Origin of the sequence: Devosia litorisediminis, assembly GCF_018334155.1 — a bacterium.
In the GTDB taxonomy this organism is placed as follows: Bacteria; Pseudomonadota; Alphaproteobacteria; order Rhizobiales; family Devosiaceae; genus Devosia; species Devosia litorisediminis.
The window spans coordinates 1,842,824-1,861,502 of sequence record NZ_JAGXTP010000001.1; the positions used below are offsets into that span (position 1 = coordinate 1,842,824).

At 61.6% G+C, this 18,679-nt stretch carries 18 protein-coding genes and 1 tRNA gene; 7 read left to right on the forward strand and 12 right to left on the reverse strand.

Going from position 1 to position 18,679, the window contains the following annotated elements; all coding sequences use genetic code 11:
* Positions 1 to 18 precede the first annotated feature (18 nt).
* Positions 19 to 1,230 carry an LL-diaminopimelate aminotransferase gene (locus KD146_RS08825; protein WP_212658312.1) on the reverse strand — a complete coding sequence of 404 codons (1,212 nt, stop codon included), beginning with the start codon at positions 1,228 to 1,230 and terminating at the stop codon, positions 19 to 21.
* 415 nt (positions 1,231 to 1,645) lie between these two features.
* Here KD146_RS08825 and KD146_RS08830 point away from each other — a divergent pair, with 415 nt between their 5' ends.
* Positions 1,646 to 2,965 (forward strand): glycosyltransferase, encoded by a 1,320-nt coding sequence (locus KD146_RS08830; protein ID WP_212658313.1) that lies wholly within the window; start codon positions 1,646 to 1,648, stop codon positions 2,963 to 2,965.
* A gap of 4 nt (positions 2,966 to 2,969) precedes the next feature.
* Here the strand turns inward: KD146_RS08830 and KD146_RS08835 are convergent, their stop codons facing one another.
* From KD146_RS08835 to KD146_RS08850, 4 genes are all read right to left on the reverse strand, one after another.
* Entirely contained in the window at positions 2,970 to 3,605 is a 636-nt protein-coding gene (locus tag KD146_RS08835) for a hypothetical protein (protein ID WP_212658314.1), read from the reverse strand.
* Positions 3,606 to 3,755: 150 nt separating this feature from the next.
* Positions 3,756 to 4,238, reverse strand: coding sequence for a 30S ribosomal protein S9 (gene rpsI / locus KD146_RS08840; protein ID WP_212658315.1), 483 nt, complete (start codon positions 4,236 to 4,238; stop codon positions 3,756 to 3,758).
* 1 nt (position 4,239) lies between these two features.
* Complete coding sequence (gene rplM / locus KD146_RS08845) at positions 4,240 to 4,704, reverse strand: 50S ribosomal protein L13 (protein ID WP_212658316.1); 465 nt, start codon at positions 4,702 to 4,704, stop codon at positions 4,240 to 4,242.
* 169 nt (positions 4,705 to 4,873) lie between these two features.
* A complete protein-coding gene (locus tag KD146_RS08850) occupies positions 4,874 to 5,947 on the reverse strand; it encodes a COX15/CtaA family protein (protein WP_345790771.1) in 1,074 nt (357 codons plus the stop codon).
* A 78-nt stretch (positions 5,948 to 6,025) separates the two neighbouring features.
* Here KD146_RS08850 and KD146_RS08855 point away from each other — a divergent pair, with 78 nt between their 5' ends.
* A complete protein-coding gene (locus KD146_RS08855) occupies positions 6,026 to 6,232 on the forward strand; it encodes a DUF2842 domain-containing protein (RefSeq protein ID WP_212658317.1) in 207 nt (68 codons plus the stop codon).
* Here KD146_RS08855 and KD146_RS08860 read toward each other — a convergent pair whose 3' ends face one another.
* Both KD146_RS08860 and KD146_RS08865 read right to left on the reverse strand, forming a co-directional pair.
* Positions 6,233 to 7,273: a polysaccharide deacetylase family protein gene (locus KD146_RS08860; RefSeq protein WP_212658318.1), complete on the reverse strand. Its 1,041-nt coding sequence runs from the start codon at positions 7,271 to 7,273 to the stop codon at positions 6,233 to 6,235.
* Between the two features lie 12 nt (positions 7,274 to 7,285).
* Positions 7,286 to 9,667 carry a GumC family protein gene (locus KD146_RS08865; protein WP_212658319.1) on the reverse strand — a complete coding sequence of 794 codons (2,382 nt, stop codon included), beginning with the start codon at positions 9,665 to 9,667 and terminating at the stop codon, positions 7,286 to 7,288.
* Positions 9,668 to 9,818: 151 nt separating this feature from the next.
* Between KD146_RS08865 and KD146_RS08870 the strand changes: the two genes are divergently transcribed.
* From KD146_RS08870 to KD146_RS08890, 5 genes are all read left to right on the forward strand, one after another.
* Positions 9,819 to 10,370 (forward strand): polysaccharide biosynthesis/export family protein, encoded by a 552-nt coding sequence (locus tag KD146_RS08870; protein ID WP_212658320.1) that lies wholly within the window; start codon positions 9,819 to 9,821, stop codon positions 10,368 to 10,370.
* 11 nt (positions 10,371 to 10,381) lie between these two features.
* The gene (locus KD146_RS08875) at positions 10,382 to 11,512 is read left to right on the forward strand and encodes a glycosyltransferase family 4 protein (protein WP_212658321.1); all 1,131 of its coding nucleotides are present in this window, start codon (positions 10,382 to 10,384) and stop codon (positions 11,510 to 11,512) included.
* 72 nt (positions 11,513 to 11,584) lie between these two features.
* Positions 11,585 to 13,108 (forward strand): undecaprenyl-phosphate glucose phosphotransferase, encoded by a 1,524-nt coding sequence (locus KD146_RS08880; protein WP_212658322.1) that lies wholly within the window; start codon positions 11,585 to 11,587, stop codon positions 13,106 to 13,108.
* The gene (locus tag KD146_RS08885) at positions 13,105 to 14,388 is read left to right on the forward strand and encodes an O-antigen ligase family protein (RefSeq protein WP_212658323.1); all 1,284 of its coding nucleotides are present in this window, start codon (positions 13,105 to 13,107) and stop codon (positions 14,386 to 14,388) included. The genes KD146_RS08880 and KD146_RS08885 overlap by 4 nt, the downstream gene beginning before the upstream one ends.
* 72 nt (positions 14,389 to 14,460) lie before the next feature.
* Positions 14,461 to 15,342, forward strand: coding sequence for a DMT family transporter (locus KD146_RS08890; protein WP_212658324.1), 882 nt, complete (start codon positions 14,461 to 14,463; stop codon positions 15,340 to 15,342).
* A 21-nt stretch (positions 15,343 to 15,363) separates the two neighbouring features.
* Here the strand turns inward: KD146_RS08890 and KD146_RS08895 are convergent, their stop codons facing one another.
* The 5 genes from KD146_RS08895 to tolQ all read right to left on the reverse strand — a co-directional run bounded on the left by KD146_RS08895 (position 15,364) and on the right by tolQ (position 18,679).
* Positions 15,364 to 16,341, reverse strand: a complete 978-nt coding sequence (locus tag KD146_RS08895) for a phosphotransferase enzyme family protein (protein ID WP_212658325.1) — start codon at positions 16,339 to 16,341, stop codon at positions 15,364 to 15,366.
* Between the two features lie 72 nt (positions 16,342 to 16,413).
* Positions 16,414 to 16,490 (reverse strand) — tRNA-Pro (locus tag KD146_RS08900).
* Between the two features lie 114 nt (positions 16,491 to 16,604).
* The gene (locus tag KD146_RS08905) at positions 16,605 to 17,552 is read right to left on the reverse strand and encodes an energy transducer TonB family protein (protein WP_212658326.1); all 948 of its coding nucleotides are present in this window, start codon (positions 17,550 to 17,552) and stop codon (positions 16,605 to 16,607) included.
* 3 nt (positions 17,553 to 17,555) lie between these two features.
* Positions 17,556 to 17,987: an ExbD/TolR family protein gene (locus KD146_RS08910; protein ID WP_212658327.1), complete on the reverse strand. Its 432-nt coding sequence runs from the start codon at positions 17,985 to 17,987 to the stop codon at positions 17,556 to 17,558.
* Positions 17,987 to 18,679 (reverse strand): protein TolQ, encoded by a 693-nt coding sequence (gene tolQ / locus KD146_RS08915; protein WP_212658328.1) that lies wholly within the window; start codon positions 18,677 to 18,679, stop codon positions 17,987 to 17,989. Before tolQ ends, KD146_RS08910 begins: the two co-directional genes overlap by 1 nt.

The window sequence follows — 18,679 nt, forward strand, 5'->3', positions numbered from 1 at the left end:
AGTGCAGAATTGCCGTGATCAGCCGACCAGCGGTACCACGTTGCCAGAACCCGATTTTGAGCCCAGCAGCTTTTTGACGTTGCGGGCCGCCTGGCGGATGCGCTGTTCGTTCTCGACAAAGGCGAGGCGTATGTACTGATCGCCATACTCACCAAAGCCGACACCGGGAGCAACACCGACACCGGTCTCCTTGATCAGCAGCTTAGCAAATTCGAGCGAGCCGAGATGGGCAAACTGTGGTGGGATCGGCGCCCAGGCAAACATGGTGGCCTTGGGCACCGGAATGTTCCAGCCAGAGCGGGCAAAGCTCTCGACCATGACGTCACGGCGGAATTTGTAGATCTTGCGGATCTCGTCGACCACATCATCGGAGCCGTTCAGGGCCGCGGTTGCAGCCACCTGAACCGGGGTAAAAGCACCATAGTCGAGATAGGATTTGACGCGCGCCAGAGCCGCGATCAGCCGTTCGTTGCCTACAGCGAAGCCCACGCGCCAGCCGGGCATGGAATAGGTCTTGGACATGGAGGTGAACTCGACGGCGATATCCATTGCGCCGGGCACCTGCAGCACCGATGGCGGCGGCACATCATCAAAATAGATCTCGGAATAGGCCAGATCCGAGAGGATGAATATCTCATTGTCGCGGCAGTACTTGACCACTTCGGCGTAGAAATCGAGCGTGGCGGTATAGGCCGTGGGGTTGGCCGGGTAGTTCAGCACCAGCGCGATCGGCTTGGGAATGGAGTGCCGAACGGCCCGGTCCAGCGAGCGCATGAAGTCTTCATTGGGATCAGCGGGCATGGAGCGCACGACGCCGCCGCTCATGATGAAGCCGAAGGAATGGATGGGATAGGTTGGATTGGGGACCAGCACCACATCGCCGGGGGCGGTGATGGCCTGGGCCATGTTGGCGAAGCCTTCCTTGGAACCCAGCGTGGCCACCACCTGGGTATCCGGATTGAGCTTCACGCCAAAACGACGGCCGTAATAGCTGGCCTGGGCCTTGCGCAGGCCGGGGATGCCCTTGGAGCTCGAATAGCGATGGGTCCGCGAATCGAGAACGGTTTCCTGCAGCTTCTTGACGATATGATCGGGTGTGGGCAGGTCGGGATTGCCCATGCCGAGGTCGATAATGTCGACGCCTTCGGCGCGCGCCTTGGCCTTGATTGGGTTGATATGCTCGAACACGTAAGGGGGCAAACGGCGGATGCGATGGAATTCTTCGCTCATGATTTCCTCTGGGGTCCGCATGGGGACCTGTCGTGGGCCGCGACGCGCTCGACAGCGCCAAACCCCATTATGGGGCTGATTATCGCGGAATTATGGTTGTAATCGGGTTAAATGCCCGCTGGGGCGTTTGTGGTGTTCGGCTCTTCCCGGCCCAGCCAGGGCCATTTGGGAAGAGCTAGCGGGCGTTTGCGCCGGCCGCCATGAAGGCGGCCGCAGCCACTGCACTGCCGGCGAGCGAGGCTCCAACCATTGCAACAGTGTACAGAGACTGCATGTCCCTTGCCCTTCGAATGCGATTTTTGTATTGAAATGAGCTATCAATAGAGCCGTTCATAATTCCTCGTCGAGGACTTGTAAATGGCGCGCCGGACGCCAACCTTGGGCTCCATGGCTGCCACACGGTGAGGTTAGACACTTGAAGCGCATTGCCCTTGTCACGATCGGCACGCAGGGCGACGTTCAACCCTATCTTGCTCTGGCCATTGAGCTAAAAGAGCGCGGCTACTCCGTCGTTCTGGGTGCGTCCGAAGAATTTCAGGGCATGGTCGAAGGCTATGGCATCGAGTTCCACACGTTGGGACCATCGATCCAGTCGTTCATGACGCAACAGCGCTTCGAGAATGCGATGAGCCAGTCCATGCTCATCAATGGCCCTTCCCTGTTGCGGCAGGGCCAACAGATCGTGGACACTGCGGCGCGCCACGCCTGGCAGATGTGTCAGGGCGCCGACATGCTGATCCTGAACATGAACACCAGCTTTGGCATCGACATTGCCGAAGCGCTGCGCATTCCGGCGATCATGGTGGCGCTGCAGCCGCTCAACTCGACCAGCGAATTTCCGCTGTGCATGTATTATGGCGGCGATTTCGGCCCGGCCTTCAACCGCCTGAGCTATACCGCCATGACGGTGCAGCAGATCTATTACAACCTGCCGCGCAACAAGCTGCGGCGCGAGCTGATGGGACTGGATTCGCGCAAGAAGGGTGGCTTCTTCCGCAATACCGATGGCACCTCGCTGGTAACGCTGTATCCCTATTCGCCCGTGGTTTCACCCCGCCCACGCGACTGGCCCAAAAGCGCCATCGTCACCGGGTACTGGCAACTCAAGGACCGCTCCGACTGGCAGCCTTCGGCAGAATTCCAGAAATTCCTCTCCGAGGGTGAGGCGCCGGTCTATATCGGCTTTGGCTCGATGCCATTCGGGGCCGAGCGCAATACCAAGATCCTCAAGGAAGCCGTGGCGATGTGGGGCGGCCGCGCCGTGGTTGCCCGCGGCTGGGGCGGCATCAATCCCAAGGATCTGCCCGACACCATCTTTGCCATCGAAAAGGCGCCGCACGACAAGCTGTTCAAATATGTGTCGGCCGTGGTGCATCATGGCGGCGCGGGCACAACGTCGGCAGGCCTGCATCTGGGCCGTCCGACATTTGTCGTTCCGCAATTGGTGGACCAACCCTATTGGGGCCGCCGCGTCTATGAGCTGGGCTGCGGGCCCAAGCCGGTCCGTCTTCGCAAGCTGACATCGGAAATTCTGGCTGGCGCACTGGGCGATCTGAGCACCAATCCGGAATACCGGCGCAATGCCACCGATGTCGCCGAAAAGCTGCAAGCCGAAGAGGGTACCGACAAGGCAATCAAGGTGATTGAACGCGTGATGGCCAATTATGTGCCGCGTACGGTCAAGGCCAAGAAGCCCAAAAAGGTCAAAAAGCCCGTGCTCAAGCGCGTCAGCTAAACCGCTAGCGGCGCACCAGCATGGTCGCCGTACCGGCGATCAGTGCCGGACCAAATACGGCTACAGCAAACCCCATTACCATCGGACCGATACCGGCGTCGAACCAGGCCAGGACCAGGAGCCCTGCCCCGGCCAGAAACACCGCGCCGCCTGCGGCGCGATGCACGATGGTCCAGGCGCGATCGCCGGCAATCGGCCAAGGCATACGCATGCCTGCATAGGTATGCCGTTCGGCTTCGTAGAGCACCACGCCGAGCAGCAGCAGGGTCAGCCCCAGCCCCAACCCGGTAAAGCGGATCAGATCAAGATCAGAGCCAAAGCCGTTGAGCAGCAGGCCCAGCTGGGTCGTGGTGATGATGGCCAGCACCAGAGAGAGCGCCGGATCAAGGATGTGCTGGGATTTGGCGAACTGGTTTTTGGTGAACAGCCGGCCCATGACGAAAAACACCACCAGCAGCAGCACCGACAAGCCCGGTCCGACCGCCAGCGCGAAATCGCGCGGCCATTGCCAGAGAGGTGTACCCCCTGACCAGCGGGCGACGAACAGGAAATCGGCGGGCACGCGGAACAGGGCCACGCCGGTAATGGCGAGGGTGACAGCGGCCAGAAGCAGGTGGAAACGGGTAACGAGGCTGTTCATCACGCTCAGATAGGCAAAGGCATCAACAATGTCAGCGTGCGCCCGTCAGAATAATGCGGCTCCGACGCGATCGGAGACGGCATGGCCGGCCACAGACACGAAAAAAGGGCCGGTTTCCCGGCCCTTTCTGCAAATTCGATAATCGCAAGCTTAGCGCTTGGAGAACTGGAAGGACTTGCGGGCCTTGGCCTTGCCGTACTTCTTGCGTTCCACAACGCGGCTGTCGCGAGTCAGGAAGCCGCCCTTCTTGAGGACTGGGCGCAGGGCTGGCTCAAAGTAGTTGAGCGCCTTGGAGATGCCGTGACGTACAGCGCCAGCCTGGCCGGACAGACCGCCGCCGGCAACAGTAACGACAACGTCGTACTGGTCGGTGCGCTCGGTCGCCACGATTGGCTGCTTGACGATCAGCTGCAACACTGGACGGGCAAAGTACTTGGCAAATTCGCGGCCATTGACCGTGACAGTGCCCTTGCCTGGCTTGATCCAAACGCGTGCAACAGCGTTCTTGCGCTTGCCGGTTGCGTAGGCACGGCCCTGTGCGTCGAGCTTCTGTTCATGCACGGGTGCAGTGTTGACAGCAGGAGCGACAGTGGTGGTGCCGAGGTCTTCGAGGGAGTTGATGGTTTCAGCCATATTACTTCACCCGCACATTCTTGGAGTTCATCGCAGCGACATCCAGCTTGGCTGGGTTCTGCGCTTCGTGGGGATGCTCGGCGCCAGCATAGACGCGGAGATTCTTCAGCTGCGCGCGGGTCAGCGGACCACCAGGCATCATGCGACGCACGGCGTTCTCAAGCACGCGCTCAGGGAAACGACCCTCGAGCAGATCGCGGGCGGAACGTTCCTTGATGCCGCCGGCAAAACCGGTGTGCCAGTAGAACTTGTGCTGGTCGAGCTTGCGACCGGTCAGCTTCACCTTGTCGGCATTGATGACAACGATGTTGTCGCCCATGTCCATGTGCGGGGTGAAGGTTGGCTTGTGCTTGCCGCGCAGACGCGAGGCAATGATCGAAGCAACGCGACCCACGACGAGGCCTTCGGCGTCGATCAGGATCCACTTCTTTTCGATCTCGCTCGGTTTTGCCGAGTAAGTGCTCATGCTTGAATTCCCTAAATCTCTGGGGTGACCGGCTCTCTCCGGTGGAGAAAGCGGCACGTTCGGTGGTCCGTGTATGGGGGATTCCGCATCCCGTCAATAGCCTTGATTTTATGCATCAAAATCAATGACTTGCAGCAACGGTATTATATTACCGCATCAAATGCAGGGTTCAAGATGCGGTTCGGTGGGCGCGGCGCATGTCGGCGATATAGGCGATGATGACGCCGGCCAGCATGAAGGCCAGGGCCTGATGGCCAACGGCCAGCGAAATCGGCACCGCCATGAGTAGCGTACCAATGCCCAGCACGACCTGCAGCAGCACCAGAATGGCCAGACGCGGCAGCCAGCCATGCACCCCGGCAAAGCCACCGGCGTCGCGCTGCTGATAGAGCATGACCGCGACGTAAGCGACGATGACATAGGCGATGGTGCGGTGAATGAACTGCACGGTCAGCGCGTTCTCGAACAGGTTCTTCCAGCCCGGCTGCATGGCGCCCAGCCCCTGCGGGACAAGCGCACCATCCATCAGCGGCCAGGTATTGTAGCCCATGCCAGCGTCGAGGCCGGCGACAAACGCCCCTGCCCCGATCTGCAGGATGATCAGGCCGAGCAGCACGACGGCCCAGCCCATATTGCGCTGTGGCGCCAGCCCGGTGACGCGCCCCGGCTCAAGTGAGCGCGGCACGTAGATCAGGGCAATAAAGAGCAAGGAGGCGGCGGTCAGATGCGCGGCGAGGCGGTATTGCGAGACCGAGGTCAACTCGCTGAGGCCCGAGGAAACCATCCACCAGCCCAGGGCGCCCTGAAATCCGCCCAGCACGAACAGGCCGAACAGTGGCCAGGCCAGTTGCGGGGTGAAGCGCTTCTGCGCCAGGAACACCACGAACGGAATGAGGAAGGCCACGCCAAGCAGGCGCCCGAGCAGGCGATGGACGAATTCCCAGAAGAAGATGACCTTGAAGTCATCCAGGCTCATCCAGCTATTGTTCACTTCGTATTGCGGGATCTGCTTATAGGCATCGAACTCGGCCTGCCACTGCGCATCATTGAGCGGCGGGATGGTGCCCGAGATCGGCTTCCAGCTGGTAATGGACAGACCGGACTCGGTAAGCCGGGTAATGCCGCCGACGACCACCATGAGCAGCACCATGGCCGCCATGGCGTAAAGCCAGATGCGTACCGGGCGAAGCCGGTCACTGGCGTAATTGGTCTGACTGCGTGCGGCATTGTGGACGGTGGTCACGGCATTTTCCCGGTGTCGGTCAACGGGTCAGAGTGGTATGCCGCTAGCAGTTCCCTCGCAATAGGCGCGATGCCGCACATGACGCAGCGTAACCGCAAGTTGATCGGTGTCTTCCTCATCTTGGGGTCGATCATCGCCTGGCTGTCGATCTTTACCTCGGTCTATCTGGCGTTTCCGCCCGATCTGCCGATCTGGATCCTGATGCCGTACTTTATTGTCGCAGGCATGGGCTGGCTCTATCCGGCCATGGCAATTATCCGCTGGATGTCCAAGCCCGACGCCTGATCAGCCGGTCAGCTTGCCCATCAGCGAGAAGATCGCGCCCGTCGCAAAGACATCGACATAGCGACGCGACTGGAAATAGCCGTTGAGCGATACGCGCGGCAGCGCGAACGGGTCCTGGGCATGACGCTTGTAGAGCCCGCCGGGCCGTGTGGTGACGGCCGATGAGAAACCCGATTCCCGCGCCAGTGCGAACTCGCGTGCCCCCGCCGAGAGCGGCCCGCCCAAGGGGTAGGAGAAGTGCGCCGGCCGCTGGCCGAACTGGGCGTGCAGGATTTCTGCCGATTTGTTGATTTCGTTGCGCGCCTGATCAAGCGGCAGTTTGGCCAGTTCGTAATGATGGACGGTATGGGCACCGATGGTGCACAGCGACTCGCCGGCAAAATGGCGCAGTTCGGGCCAGTCCATGATCAGGTCACGGCACTGCTGATCCAGATCATAGCCATAGGCGGCGGCGAATTTGCGCAGCAGCGCGATGCGCTCGTCTTCGGGCATCTTGCGCATCTGCCAGTAGAGCGTGTCAAAGGCCGCCTGCTTCTGGCTGGTGGTGCGGGTGTCGACATAGTCGGTCTCGCCATCCACCGTCATGGCAATCGCCTGTTGGCGGCTGATGATGTCCTCAATGGCCTGCCACCAAAGCTCGCCCACCCCATCGACCAGTGCAGTCGGAACATAGAGGGTGAACGGGGCTTCCTGGCGCCGCAGGATGGGCAGCGCGTATTTCAGGTTGTCCTTATAGGCATCGTCGAATGTCAGAACGACGAAGGGCCGCCCCTTTTTGGGTGCCGCGAGGCGCTCCAGCGCCTCATCCATGCTGACAATGTCGATATCGAGATCGCGCAGGCGTTCAATGACATATTCAAGAAAGCTAGGCTCGACCTGCAGTATGGCGTTAGGCGAGAAATCTGCCGGGGTATCGGGCAAGACGCGATGCAGGGTGAAGATCACCCCCCGCGACTGCGACAGCCTGCGCAGCAGACCTGGCAATCCGGACAGCCAGATCAGCTCGAACATGGTGCGGATAACCGCATACTTGGCGGACATCAGAGGCTCCGATCAGGCGGCGACGCGGGTCGCCCCCTGTGCAACTTCAACGGTGTCGAAGCCTGCTTCGATCAGTTGCGTGCGCGTATCGGCGACGGCAGTGCTGTCGTCCTTGGCATCTGCCACCAGCACCACGCGACCGTTGAGCCCGGCAAACATGGGCAGGGTTGAGTTCATGCCAACCCGTCCCGTGAGCAGCACCACGACCTCATAAATGTCGCCCAAGGCCTCGATCAGCGTTGCGGGCTTGCTGGATTTGCGTGCGATTGAGCGGCCTGTACCCCAGGGGATTTCGGCGAAGCTGTTGTCGGCAGACTTGTGCACGACTTCACCGAAGCTGGCGACATCCATGCTCAAATCCGTCAGTCCCACGTCATCGCCGATGCGGGTACTGCCGGCATCGACCAGGGCTACGCTCAGGCCGCGCGCCAGGGCGTCAGCAACAATCTCTTCGGCCACGGCTTCACATTCACCGTGCGAGCGATGCGCGGCCAGCAGCACCAGATGGGAGCGGCCCAGCACCAGATCGCCGGTCAGCTCACTCATGCTGATCAAGCCCGGAATGGCCTCATCGGCTGGGGGCGCAATGGTAGCTGCCGTTGCTGGCATGGCGTCAACAACAGGCTTGGCCGGTGCGACTTCGACAACGTCTTCAGCGGCCAGCGCACGGATCAGGTCTTCATGGCTTGAAGCAGGCTTGTTGACGGCCGCCGGTTCATCCCAGACAGGCTGCTGCCAGACGGGCTCGACCAAATCTGCTGTCTCGCCGAATTCATCAGTGGCAACCGGCTCCATTGCAGCCAATGGCCCAACGGTCTCAACAGCATCGGCATGAGCCACGACCTCCTGGTCGAAGACGGGCTCGGCGGCTTCGTCAGTAACCGCATCATCCAACTGATCCCCAGCCGGGACCTCAAATTGCTGATCGGGCTCAAGCTCGGCTTCGGAGAACGGCACTTCGTCGAGTTCATCCTGCGCCCGAACCGGCGCACTGCCCTCAATGATTGCACGCCCCGACATCAGTTCGGTGAAGACGATCAGGCCGATCTGGGTAGCAAGGGCGACAATGCCAACCGCCATCAGGATCAGGGCAGTCTTTGGCGAAGCAGGCGATACCGATGGCGCAGCAAGACTGACGACGCGCACATCAGGCAATGCCGAACTGGTCTCGGTGCGCGAGAATGCCTCGTTATAGCGCTGCAGGTAGCCTTCGAGCAAATCGCGCTGCGCCTTGGCCTCGCGCTGCAGCCCATCAAGGGTCACAGTATCCTGCGTCGCGGTGGATGCGGAGACCTTGGCGCTCGTCAAGTCAGCCTTGAGGGAGGTTTCCAGATCCGCTTCGATCTGGGCTTCGGCTTCGAGTGCATTGGCGACGCGCCGGCCTTCCAGAGCGATCTGATTGTCGAGCTCGTTGATCTGTGCGGTCAGCGCCCGAATGGTGGGGTGACTGGACAGCAGGGTTGCCGAACGCTGGGCCTTCTCGGCCTGCAGGGTGGCCTTATCTTCGCTCAGGCGCTGGATAACCACGGAATCGCGGACATCGGTCACGCCCTCAATGGACTGGCCGCGCTCAAGCATGCCGCGGATCATCTGAGCACGCGACAGAGCGGTGTTCTTGCGCTCCTGGGCGGCATTGATCTGGGTGGCGACAGCCGAGAGCTGCTGATCGAGCAGGCTGGTATTATTGCTGCCAGTGAAGAGATCATTGTCGACCTTGAAACTGGCGACAGCCGTTTCGGCCTCTTTGACTACCCCGCGCAGACGCTCGATCTCGGCGCGCAGCCAGCTGGTGGCCTCGGCCGTATCCGACAGGGAGAGCTGGGCACGACGGGCGACATGGGCATTGGCGACGGCGTTGGCGATATCGGCAGCGCGCTGTGGATCGGTCGAACGCACCAGCACCGAGATCAGACGGGAATCGCGCTCCTGAACAACGGTCAGGGCCTTGTTGAGATTTTTCAGCACCGTCTCATCAATGCTCACCGGGGTCGCCTTGCGACCCAGGAGCTGGGTGATGATGCTGATGGGCGACAGCCCGCTATTGGTGGAACCATTGAACTCGGGCACCGAGCGGAGATCCAATTCGTCGATCACCTTGAGCAGCGTGTCGCGCGACTGGATCAGTTCGATCTGACTGGATACCACCCCGGCATCGGTGCCGGAGGAAACAGGCGCCACCTCGTTGGACGCAAGCGAATACACGTTGCTGCGCGCTTCAACCAGAATGGATGCAGAGGACTCATAAAGACGCGGCACGAACAACAGCACAGCGAAGGTGACTGCCAGAAGAACCAGAGTGACCAGAATGATGCGCGGCAGACGCCGCACAACAGCACCAAGCACTGCGGCAACGTCGATCCGCGCGTCGCGCACGGCTGGTGACTCATAGGTCATGGAAGTTCCTCGTTCTATGTCCTGATTTAATGTCACCGCGTGGTAAGCATTTGGTTAAACAACTCGCACTTCGCGAAATGCACGCGCAGCGAAGGGCTTTATTAACCATGGCAAGCCAGACTGCAGGCATCTCAAAACGCGCGGGATTGTTATGCGTTGGTTACCCCTGCTCACCATTGTTCTGATGCTGCCGCTGGCGGCATGCGCAACGACGCGCCCGGCAACCTATCTGGTGGAAACCCGAGGCCCGTATGACCTCGACACCGGCGACACGGTCAGGGTCACGGTCTATGGCGACGCCGAACTCACCGGCTCCTACAAGGTCGACGACAGTGGCGCGGTGGCGTTCCCGCTGGTTGGCCCGGTTCAGGTGCGCGGCACCACCACCAAAATGGCAGCAGCCAGCATCGCTTCGGCATTGGCCAATGGCTATATGCGCAACCCGGACGTAGCCGTGGAAGTCGCCGAATACCGACCGTTCTTTATTCAAGGCGAAATCGGCGCTGCCGGTCAGTTCCCCTATGTCTATGGCATGACAGTGCGCGCCGCGATCAGCACAGCGGGCGGTTTCACAGACACCGCCAATCGCAGCAATGCCGTGGTGTATCGCCGCCAGGGCGGCGAGATGGTCAAGGGTACGGTCAGCCTAGATTTCCCGATCTATCCCGGCGACACCATCGTGATTACAGAACGCTGGTTCTGACGGGCATGCCAATGACTGCTGGAAAGCTGCGCATTCTGCAGGTGATGCGGGCGCCAGTGGGCGGCTTGTTTCGCCACGTCGCCGACCTCACCCGAGAACTGAGTGGCCATGGGCACAGTGTTGGTCTGGTGGTCGACAGTCTGGCCAATGACGCGCAGACCGAAAGCCGGCTGACTGAACTGGCGCCGCATGTGGCGCTGGGCATCCATCGCTTTGATATGCCGCGCGTGCTGGGTCGGGGCGATCTGATCACGCCGCTGGCGGTGCGTAAACTGGCCAAATCACTCGACATCAACGTGCTGCACGGCCATGGCGCCAAAGGCGGCTTTTATGCCCGGCTGGCCCGTCTGGGCGGGAGCAAGGCTGTGGCCATCTATACACCGCATGGCGGCGTACTGCACTTTGACAAGTCCTCGGCATCAGGCCGGGTGTTCCACATGCTCGAGCGCTGGCTGATGGGCCAGACCGGGGCAATCGTGTTTGAAAGTGCCTATGCGCAGGCGACCTATGGCGGGCTGATCGGTGCGCCCACCTGCCCTACGCGGGTGATCCACAACGGGTTGGCCGCTGATGAATTCGTGCCAGTACCAGCCAATGCCGACGCCGCCGACTTCGTGTTCGTTGGCGAATTGCGCGACCTCAAGGGCATTCACGTTCTGATCGAAGCGCTCGCGGGCGTAAGGCGGGCCGACGGGTCACCGGCAACTCTGGTGATGGCCGGTGATGGCAGCAGCCGCGATGCGCTTGTCGCCCAGATCAACCAGCTTGGCCTTGAGGCACGCGTCAGCCTGATCGGGGCGCAGCCTGCCCGGCCCAGCTTTGCCCGCGGGCGGATTGCCGTGGTGCCATCGCTGGCCGAGTCCCTGCCCTATATCGTGCTGGAAGCGGCGGCGGCGCAATTACCGGTGATCGCGACACGGGTTGGCGGCATTCCCGAAATCTACGGCCCCACGTCATCAAGCCTGATTGCGGCCAACGATGCCGTGGCGCTGCAAGGCGCAATGCAGGCCGCGCTGGACGCCCCTGAGGCGACAAGGCAGGAAGCGGTGCAACGCGCCGCGTATATTGCCGAGCGCTTCTCGCTGGCGCGCATGGCTGGGGATATCGAGGCGCTTTACGCTGAACTGACCGCCCCAGCTTAAGCGCTTAGCTTCACTGACTTTAAACGCCTTGCGCACAGAATGCCGCCAGATTCCCATACTGGTAGCGTTCCCATGTATCGTGTCGACCCCAAGCAGGCTCTGCTTGAACATGCAAATAAGCAAAAAGCGGCAGGCAATGCCGATCGTGAACTCTCGCCACAGGCGGAGGCCATCATCGCCGCACCGGCCGAACGGATCATATCCGGCGCCGTGGTGGTGGGTGTGGCCCAGGTGGTGGAAGCGCTGCTGCTGGCCACGCTGGGCTATGGGATCTACGCGTTCTACGTGGAACTGGGGCAGCCGACATTTTATGTCCCGGTGATCCTGGCGGCATGTCTGTTGGCCAATGTGCTGTTCAACGCGGCGCGTGCCCATCGCATCACGGCCTATCGCACCATTTTCAACCAGCTCAGCCGCGTGCTGGGCGGATGGACCCTCGTGATGGTGGTACTGGCCGTGGGCATCTTCTTTTTCAAAGCAAGCGACCTGTTTTCGCGGGTCTGGCTGGCGGGCTGGTTTGTCGGCGGCGCCGTTCTGCTGATTGGCTATCGCATGGGGCTGCGCGCCATGGTGATGCGCTGGACCCAGCAGGGCCGACTGCGGCGGCGTACGGTTATTGTTGGCGGCGGCAGCGATGCCGAAACGCTGATCGACCAGGTGCGTGCCAGTGCCAGCAACGACATTTCGCTGCTGGGCCTGTTCGATGACCGCATCGACAATCGTTCGCCCGAGAGCGTGGCGGGCGTGCCCAAGCTGGGCAAGGTCGCCGACCTGATCGAATTTGCCCGTCGCACCTCGGTTGATCTGGTGATCGTGTCGATGCCGTTATCGGCCGAAAAGCGCGTGCTCGACATGCTGACCCAGCTCTGGGTGCTGCCGGTCGACATTCGGCTATCGGCACATATGAGCAAGCTCAAATTCACCAACAAGGCCTATTCCTATGTTGGCGACATCGCCGTGTTCGACATGGCCGACCGGCCGATTTCGGACTGGAACCTGGTGTTCAAATGGGTGTTCGACAAGCTGGTGGCGATCACCGCGCTGGCGCTGCTGTCGCCGGTCATGATCGTCACAGCCATTGCGATCAAGCTCGAGAGCAAGGGGCCGGTGTTCTTCCGGCAGAAGCGACACGGCTTCAACAATGAGCTGATCAGCATCTACAAGTTCCGCTCGATGCGCGATGACATGGCTGATCTGACCGCGTCCCGGCAGGTGACCCGCAATGACGCGCGCGTCACCCGGGTCGGCAAGTTCATCCGCAAGACCTCGATCGACGAGCTGCCGCAGCTGTTCAACGTGCTCAAGGGCGAGTTGTCCATCGTTGGCCCGCGCCCGCATGCGCTGCAGGCCAAGGCCGACAATCAGCTATATTACGAGGCTGTGGAGGGCTATTTCGCCCGCCATCGCGTCAAGCCCGGCATGACCGGCTGGGCGCAGATCAATGGCTGGCGCGGGGAAACCGACACCATCGACAAGATCATGCAGCGCGTGAACCACGACCTGTATTATATCGAGCACTGGTCGATCCTGTTTGATCTCTACATCGTGCTGATGACGCCGGTGTCGCTGGTCTCCAAGAACGAGAATGCCTATTGACCCAGAGCGGCACCATGGATGGCGCTGGCGTGACCGGCTCCGCCGGGGCGGGACTGGCGTTTGTTCGTGGCCGCGCCATGAGCCTGCTCGACATGATGGTGGGGATCTGGATCTTCACCGGCGGGCTGGTGCTGTTTGAGCCCTCGCCCTACGAGCTGACGTTTCTGGTCGTGCTACCGCTGGCCTTTGTGGCGGGCATGGGGATCTACCGCTCAACCTTTGGACTGCTGGCGCTGCTGGTGGCCTTTACGCCATTCGCGCTGGTGGCGTGTTTTCAAGTGCGCTTCACCCCGATCAGCGACGCGCTGATCTTTTCGATCGTCACCATCTTCCTGCTGCTGACCAGCTATTTCATCGCCAATTATGTCGCCGGAGACACCGAGCGCCGCATGCGCATCGTGATGCGCGCCTATACGGCGGCAGCGGTGATCTGCGCGATCGTGGGCACGCTGGCCTATCTGAGGCTGATACCGGGCGCTGATATCTTTCTGCGTTATGGTCGCGCCAAGGCGACTTTCAACGATCCTAATGTTTATGGCCCCTTCCTGATCCTGCCGGCCATGTATGCGCTGCAGCGTGTGCTGCTGGGGCGTGGTCGCATGCAGTTCTGGGCGGGGGCGATCTACATGGTGCTGTTCGTCGGCGTGTTCGTGAGCTTCTCGCGCGCGGCCTGGGGGCATTTTGCGTTTTCATCGATCATCGTGCTGGGACTGTGCTTCGTGCTTGAAGCGGCGGCACGCGACAAGGTGCGCATCATGATCATGTCGCTGCTGGGCGCAGCGATGCTGGTGGTGGCGCTGGCCGGGCTGCTCAGCATTCCCTCGGTGCAGTCGCTGTTCGAAGTCCGGGCGGCAGGACAGAACTATGATTCCGGCGCAACGGGGCGCTTTGGCCGACAGGCCTATGCGTTCGAACTGGCGCTGGACAATCCGCTGGGGCTGGGGCCGCACGAGTTCGCCAATCTGCGTATCCGTGAAGAACCGCACAATGTCTATGTGTCGGTGATGCACGTATATGGTTGGGGCGGCGGCGCGATGTATTACCTGCTGATCATTCTGACATTGTGGCGCGGCACAGCCGCTCTGGCACGCCCCTCCCCCTATCGGCTGATGATGATCCCGCTGATGGGAACGTTCACCATGCTGGTTGCAGAGTCGGCGATTATCGACAGCGATCACTGGCGCCACTGGTATCTCATCGCCGGGCTGATCTTGGGCATTTCCAGCGCGATCAAGAACGACCCACGGGGCAGCGTGGCGCGCGAGAGAATGCTGATCTAGGCCTGACTTGCCGCCTCCGCATGATAGGTTGAGATCGGGAATCGGTCGCGCGTGCGGCCGCGAGGAGGCTGCATGACAGCGACGACAACTGGCGTACGCTCGCAAGCGAGCGTGGGCATAGCCTTGATGTGTGTCGGGGTGGCGTGCCTGTGCGTGAATGACGCCATCGCCAAGACGCTGACGCAGTTTTACTCGCCCGTCCAGATCCTGTTCCTGCGCAATCTGATCGCCCTGCCGATTGCGGCGCTGATCGCCTTCAAGATGGGTGGGGCCCACGCCCTGCGCTCCCATCGTCCCGCAGCGCATCTGCTACGGGGGATCGTCTGGCTGTGTGCGGCGGTGCTGTTCTTCTCCGGCCTGCGCTATCTGGAGCTGGCCGAAGCGACCATTCTGGTGTTCACCGCCCCCGCCTTCATCACCGCGCTATCGGCGCTGGTGCTCAAGGAACAGGTAGGTTGGCGACGCTGGCTGGCGGTGCTGGTGGGGTTCGTTGGCGTACTGGTGGTGGTGCGCCCCGGCCCTGAGACCTTTCAGGCTGCTTCGCTGTTTCCGCTAGCCACGGCGCTGTTCTACGCGCTGTTGATGATCAGTTCGCGCTGGGTGGACCCGCGCGAGAGCATGTGGACGCTGATGCTGTATCTGGTTGGCGCTGGCGCCCTGCTTAGCGCATTGATCACGCCGTTCTTCTGGGTGACACCCATGGCCGAGCATATCTGGCTGTTTATCGGCATTGCGGTGTTCGGCACGGCCGGGATCACCATGATGACACAGGCGTTCCGCTTTGCGCCAGCGGCGGTGGTTGCGCCGTTCGACTATACATCCCTGCTCTGGGCAACCTTGCTGGGCTGGTTGATCTGGGACGAGGTTCCCGCCGAGACAGCCTATCTGGGCGCGGCGATTATCATCGGCAGCAGCCTGTTCATCATCCTGCGCGAACAGCAGGTTCGCGCCTGAGACTGACGGGTTGGCTGCAGCTTATTGCGGCCAGATGGCGCCGCGCAGATAACGTTCTGCCAATTCGGCGGTGCCGTCTGCAAAGCCGGGCATGTGCAATTGAGCCAGCTTGGTTTCGGCGTGTGAGCCGATCCATGCGAGCAGCGCCATACGCCGCAGCATGATCATGGAATCGATCGAGGCAATGTCTTCGGCCGAGAGTGGCCGAACGGCCTGATAGCGTTCCAGCCAGGCGGCCTTTAGGGCAGGAATGGCCGGGTTGGTCTCATGAAACGAGATGGCTGCGGCAAAATCGTAGGTGAACCAGCAGAAACCGCAATCGTCGAAATCGATCAGCGCGACGTGGTCGCCATCCACCAGCACATTGCCCAGCCGCATATCGGCATGGATCAACCCGTAACGATCGGCACCAATGCCATAATCGCCCAGACGCTGCCAGAGCGCGGCGTCCAGACTGTCCAGTACGGCGCGATTGCTGGCATTGATGCCGGGCGCGGCCCGCCAGTCACCCCAGGTGCCTTCGACATCGAGAATTGAGCCCGCTCGCCAACTCTGGCGCTCAAAGCTGGCCGGGCGGTCCCACTGGGTCACGTGTTGATGTAAGGTCGCCGCATAAGTTCCTAGCGTACCAAACAATTCGCCAAGATTACTCTCGGGTGTTGGCTCAATGCCGGGAATATGGCGGAACAGCACAGCCATGCGCTGTGTCCCGTCGCGGCCAGTAAAGTTTTCCAGCAGCTTGCCAGCCGAGCTGGGAACCGGTTCGGGCACGGGAAGATCGGTATCCCGACGCAACGCCTGAAGCCAGGCCAGCTCGCTTTCGATCGACTGCACCGACTGGTAGCCGGTGCGATGAATGCGCAGGCTGAAGCAGCGATTGTCGAGCGTGTCGATCTTGAAGGTGTGGTTTTCCGAGTAATTGACCAGCTCGGTGCGCGCCCCGCTCAGGGCCGGCCAAAGCTGCAGCGCTGGTTCAATATCCTGGGATGTCAAAGGCATCAGGCAAACTCCGACGGTCCAGCCTTCGTGATCGAGCTGGGCGCGGTATAAAACCGGCCGTAAAGAGTGTGATGGTCGGAGCGGCGGGATTCGAACCCACGACCCTTTGTCCCCCAGACAAATGCGCTACCAGGCTGCGCTACGCCCCGACTGCGCGGAGACATAGAGAAGGTGGCGTTTTGAGGCAAGCCCGTTTTTTGCCGGACATGTGCACTAAGCAGTTATTTCGCGCGAACGGCGTGTCCTGGAGCATTGAGTTGTCCCTAGTTGCGCCTGAAAGCGAGGGGTATCTGCACCGTCTGGTGAGAGACGCCGAGCCCCTGCGGCAGCGGTGGGAACGGCGCAGCGCGGGTCACTGCGTCGAGCGCGGCCTGATCGAGCGCCGCATTGCCCGAGGAAGCGGTGATGCGCAGTGATGAGAGCGCACCGGAAGCAGAGACATTGAAGCGGACCATGACATCACCGGTGGCACCCTTGGCGCTGCGTGGATAGCGCTGGGCATTGGCCAGAGCCCGCCGGACCTGACGCTCCCAGGGGGCGATATCGGCGCTGCCACCGCCGCCTGTGCCACCTTGCTGACCGGCGCTGGTCTTACCCGCGGCGGTATCGGCATTGTTGGAGCCACCATTGCCCGCGCTCCGGGCCGCCACGGCCTGTGGTTTGGGCTGTTGGCGGGGGCGCTGTGTGGGTTCGGACGGCCGCTCAAAGCTGAGCGTGTGGGGCACGGGCGCGGCATTGAGGTCAGCCGTTGAGACCGGCTCAAGCGTTGCGCTCACCGGCATGAGCGCAGGCGTGACCGGCTCGCTGGCCATCGCACTGGACACCAAGGGGACCACGTCGAGGGTTTCGATCAAGGCTGAAGCCGTGGCCAGAACGGTCGCGGCGGGGACAGGGGTGACCGGGGGCAATGGTTCGGTGGCCTGGGGCTGTGGAGCCGGCTGCTCCGGCTGGTTCGGCTGCAGGCTTTGAGTTGGAATGGGCTCGATAGCGGCGCTCTGCACCGCCTGGGTGCCCGAGGACACCAGATTCTTGCTGGCCGTGCTCTCGATGGTGGCGTTTTGATTGGTCGAGACCGTCGCCATGGTCACGATATCGATGGTGACCGCACCGGGGGCTGGCGCGTCATCGGGTTGTGGCCAGGTAAAGCCGATCAGCGCGACGCCGAAAATACCGACATGCACCAGCGCTGAGCCAGACAGGGCATAGCGCATGGTCTAGGGCGTCCTCTGGGGTGCTGTTACCAGACCGATGCGGGCGTAGCCGGCACCGGCCAGTTCGCCCATCACTTCCATGATGGTGCCATAGGCCGTGTTGGTGTCGCCGCGCACATAGAGCCGTTCATCGGTGCCGTCGCCAGCGAGCCCGGCAATGGTGGTGACCAGCGCATCGAACGTAACGGGCTCACCGTCGATGGACAGTGCGCCGGCGGACTCGACGGTGATGGTGATGGGCTTTGACTGCAAGGGCATTGCCTGCGCCTTGCTCTGCGGCAAATCAATTGGCACGCCGGTGGTCATCAGGGGCGCGGCGACCATAAAGACAATCAGCAGTACCAGCATCACATCGACCATGGGGGTGATGTTGATGTCGCTGATCGGTGCCCGGCCCCGACTGCGCCTGGCCTTGCTGCCCAGTGCCATGCCCATCAGAGCGCCTTTCCGGCGTCCAGCTGCCGCGACATCAGCGCGACAAGACGATCCGCAAAGCCTTCTAGCCGGGCAATCAACTTACCGGAATCGGCGCTGAGCTTGTTGTAGGCGACAACGGCGGGAATAGCCGCCAACAGCCCCAGCGCCGTTGCCAGCAACGCTTCGGCAATGCCGGGCGCGACGACCGCCAGGCTGGTGTTTTCGGCTGCGGCAATGGCGGTGAAAGCATTCATGATGCCCCAGACCGTGCCGAACAGCCCGACAAAAGGCCCGGCGCTGCCAATGGTAGCAAGGAAGCCAAGGCGCTTTTCGAGCTGGGCGCTCTGTTCGCTGACCGCTAGGTCCAGGGCGATTTCGAGGCGACTTTGCAGCCCCATGGTGGTGGCCGCCTGAGCGGCGTGGCTCTTGTCCCATTCCTCCATGGCCGCCAGAAACACCGCGGAGAGCCCGGCCGGATCGGCACCGGCATAATCTGCCCGCAGGGCCGCCAGCGATGGCGCGCCCGCAAATGCCCGATCGAAGGCTGCCATGTCGCGCCGGGCGGCACGGTAGGCCGCCAGACGGTTGGCGATGATGGCCCAGACATAGATCGAGGCAATGAGCAGGCCGATCATCACCGATTTGACGACCCAGTCAGCCTGCATGAACAGGGCGAACATGGAAAAATCATGGGCGGGGGCAGCAGTCAT

What these genes read in the sequence shown, in the direction of transcription:
- KD146_RS08890 (WP_212658324.1), top strand. Translation starts at nt 14,461, where the DNA reads ATGACAGCGACGACAACTGGCGTACGCTCGCAAGCGAGCGTGGGCATA.
- KD146_RS08905 (WP_212658326.1), bottom strand. Translation starts at nt 17,552, where the DNA reads ATGCGCTATGCCCTGTCTGGCTCAGCGCTGGTGCATGTCGGTATTTTC.
- KD146_RS08860 (WP_212658318.1), bottom strand. Translation starts at nt 7,273, where the DNA reads ATGTCCGCCAAGTATGCGGTTATCCGCACCATGTTCGAGCTGATCTGG.
- rpsI (WP_212658315.1), bottom strand. Translation starts at nt 4,238, where the DNA reads ATGGCTGAAACCATCAACTCCCTCGAAGACCTCGGCACCACCACTGTC.
- KD146_RS08910 (WP_212658327.1), bottom strand. Translation starts at nt 17,987, where the DNA reads ATGGGCATGGCACTGGGCAGCAAGGCCAGGCGCAGTCGGGGCCGGGCA.
- KD146_RS08880 (WP_212658322.1), top strand. Translation starts at nt 11,585, where the DNA reads ATGTATCGTGTCGACCCCAAGCAGGCTCTGCTTGAACATGCAAATAAG.
- KD146_RS08855 (WP_212658317.1), top strand. Translation starts at nt 6,026, where the DNA reads ATGACGCAGCGTAACCGCAAGTTGATCGGTGTCTTCCTCATCTTGGGG.
- tolQ (WP_212658328.1), bottom strand. Translation starts at nt 18,679, where the DNA reads ATGACTGCTGCCCCCGCCCATGATTTTTCCATGTTCGCCCTGTTCATG.
- KD146_RS08865 (WP_212658319.1), bottom strand. Translation starts at nt 9,667, where the DNA reads ATGACCTATGAGTCACCAGCCGTGCGCGACGCGCGGATCGACGTTGCC.
- KD146_RS08870 (WP_212658320.1), top strand. Translation starts at nt 9,819, where the DNA reads ATGCGTTGGTTACCCCTGCTCACCATTGTTCTGATGCTGCCGCTGGCG.
- KD146_RS08875 (WP_212658321.1), top strand. Translation starts at nt 10,382, where the DNA reads ATGACTGCTGGAAAGCTGCGCATTCTGCAGGTGATGCGGGCGCCAGTG.
- KD146_RS08835 (WP_212658314.1), bottom strand. Translation starts at nt 3,605, where the DNA reads ATGAACAGCCTCGTTACCCGTTTCCACCTGCTTCTGGCCGCTGTCACC.
- KD146_RS08825 (WP_212658312.1), bottom strand. Translation starts at nt 1,230, where the DNA reads ATGAGCGAAGAATTCCATCGCATCCGCCGTTTGCCCCCTTACGTGTTC.
- rplM (WP_212658316.1), bottom strand. Translation starts at nt 4,704, where the DNA reads ATGAGCACTTACTCGGCAAAACCGAGCGAGATCGAAAAGAAGTGGATC.
- KD146_RS08895 (WP_212658325.1), bottom strand. Translation starts at nt 16,341, where the DNA reads ATGCCTTTGACATCCCAGGATATTGAACCAGCGCTGCAGCTTTGGCCG.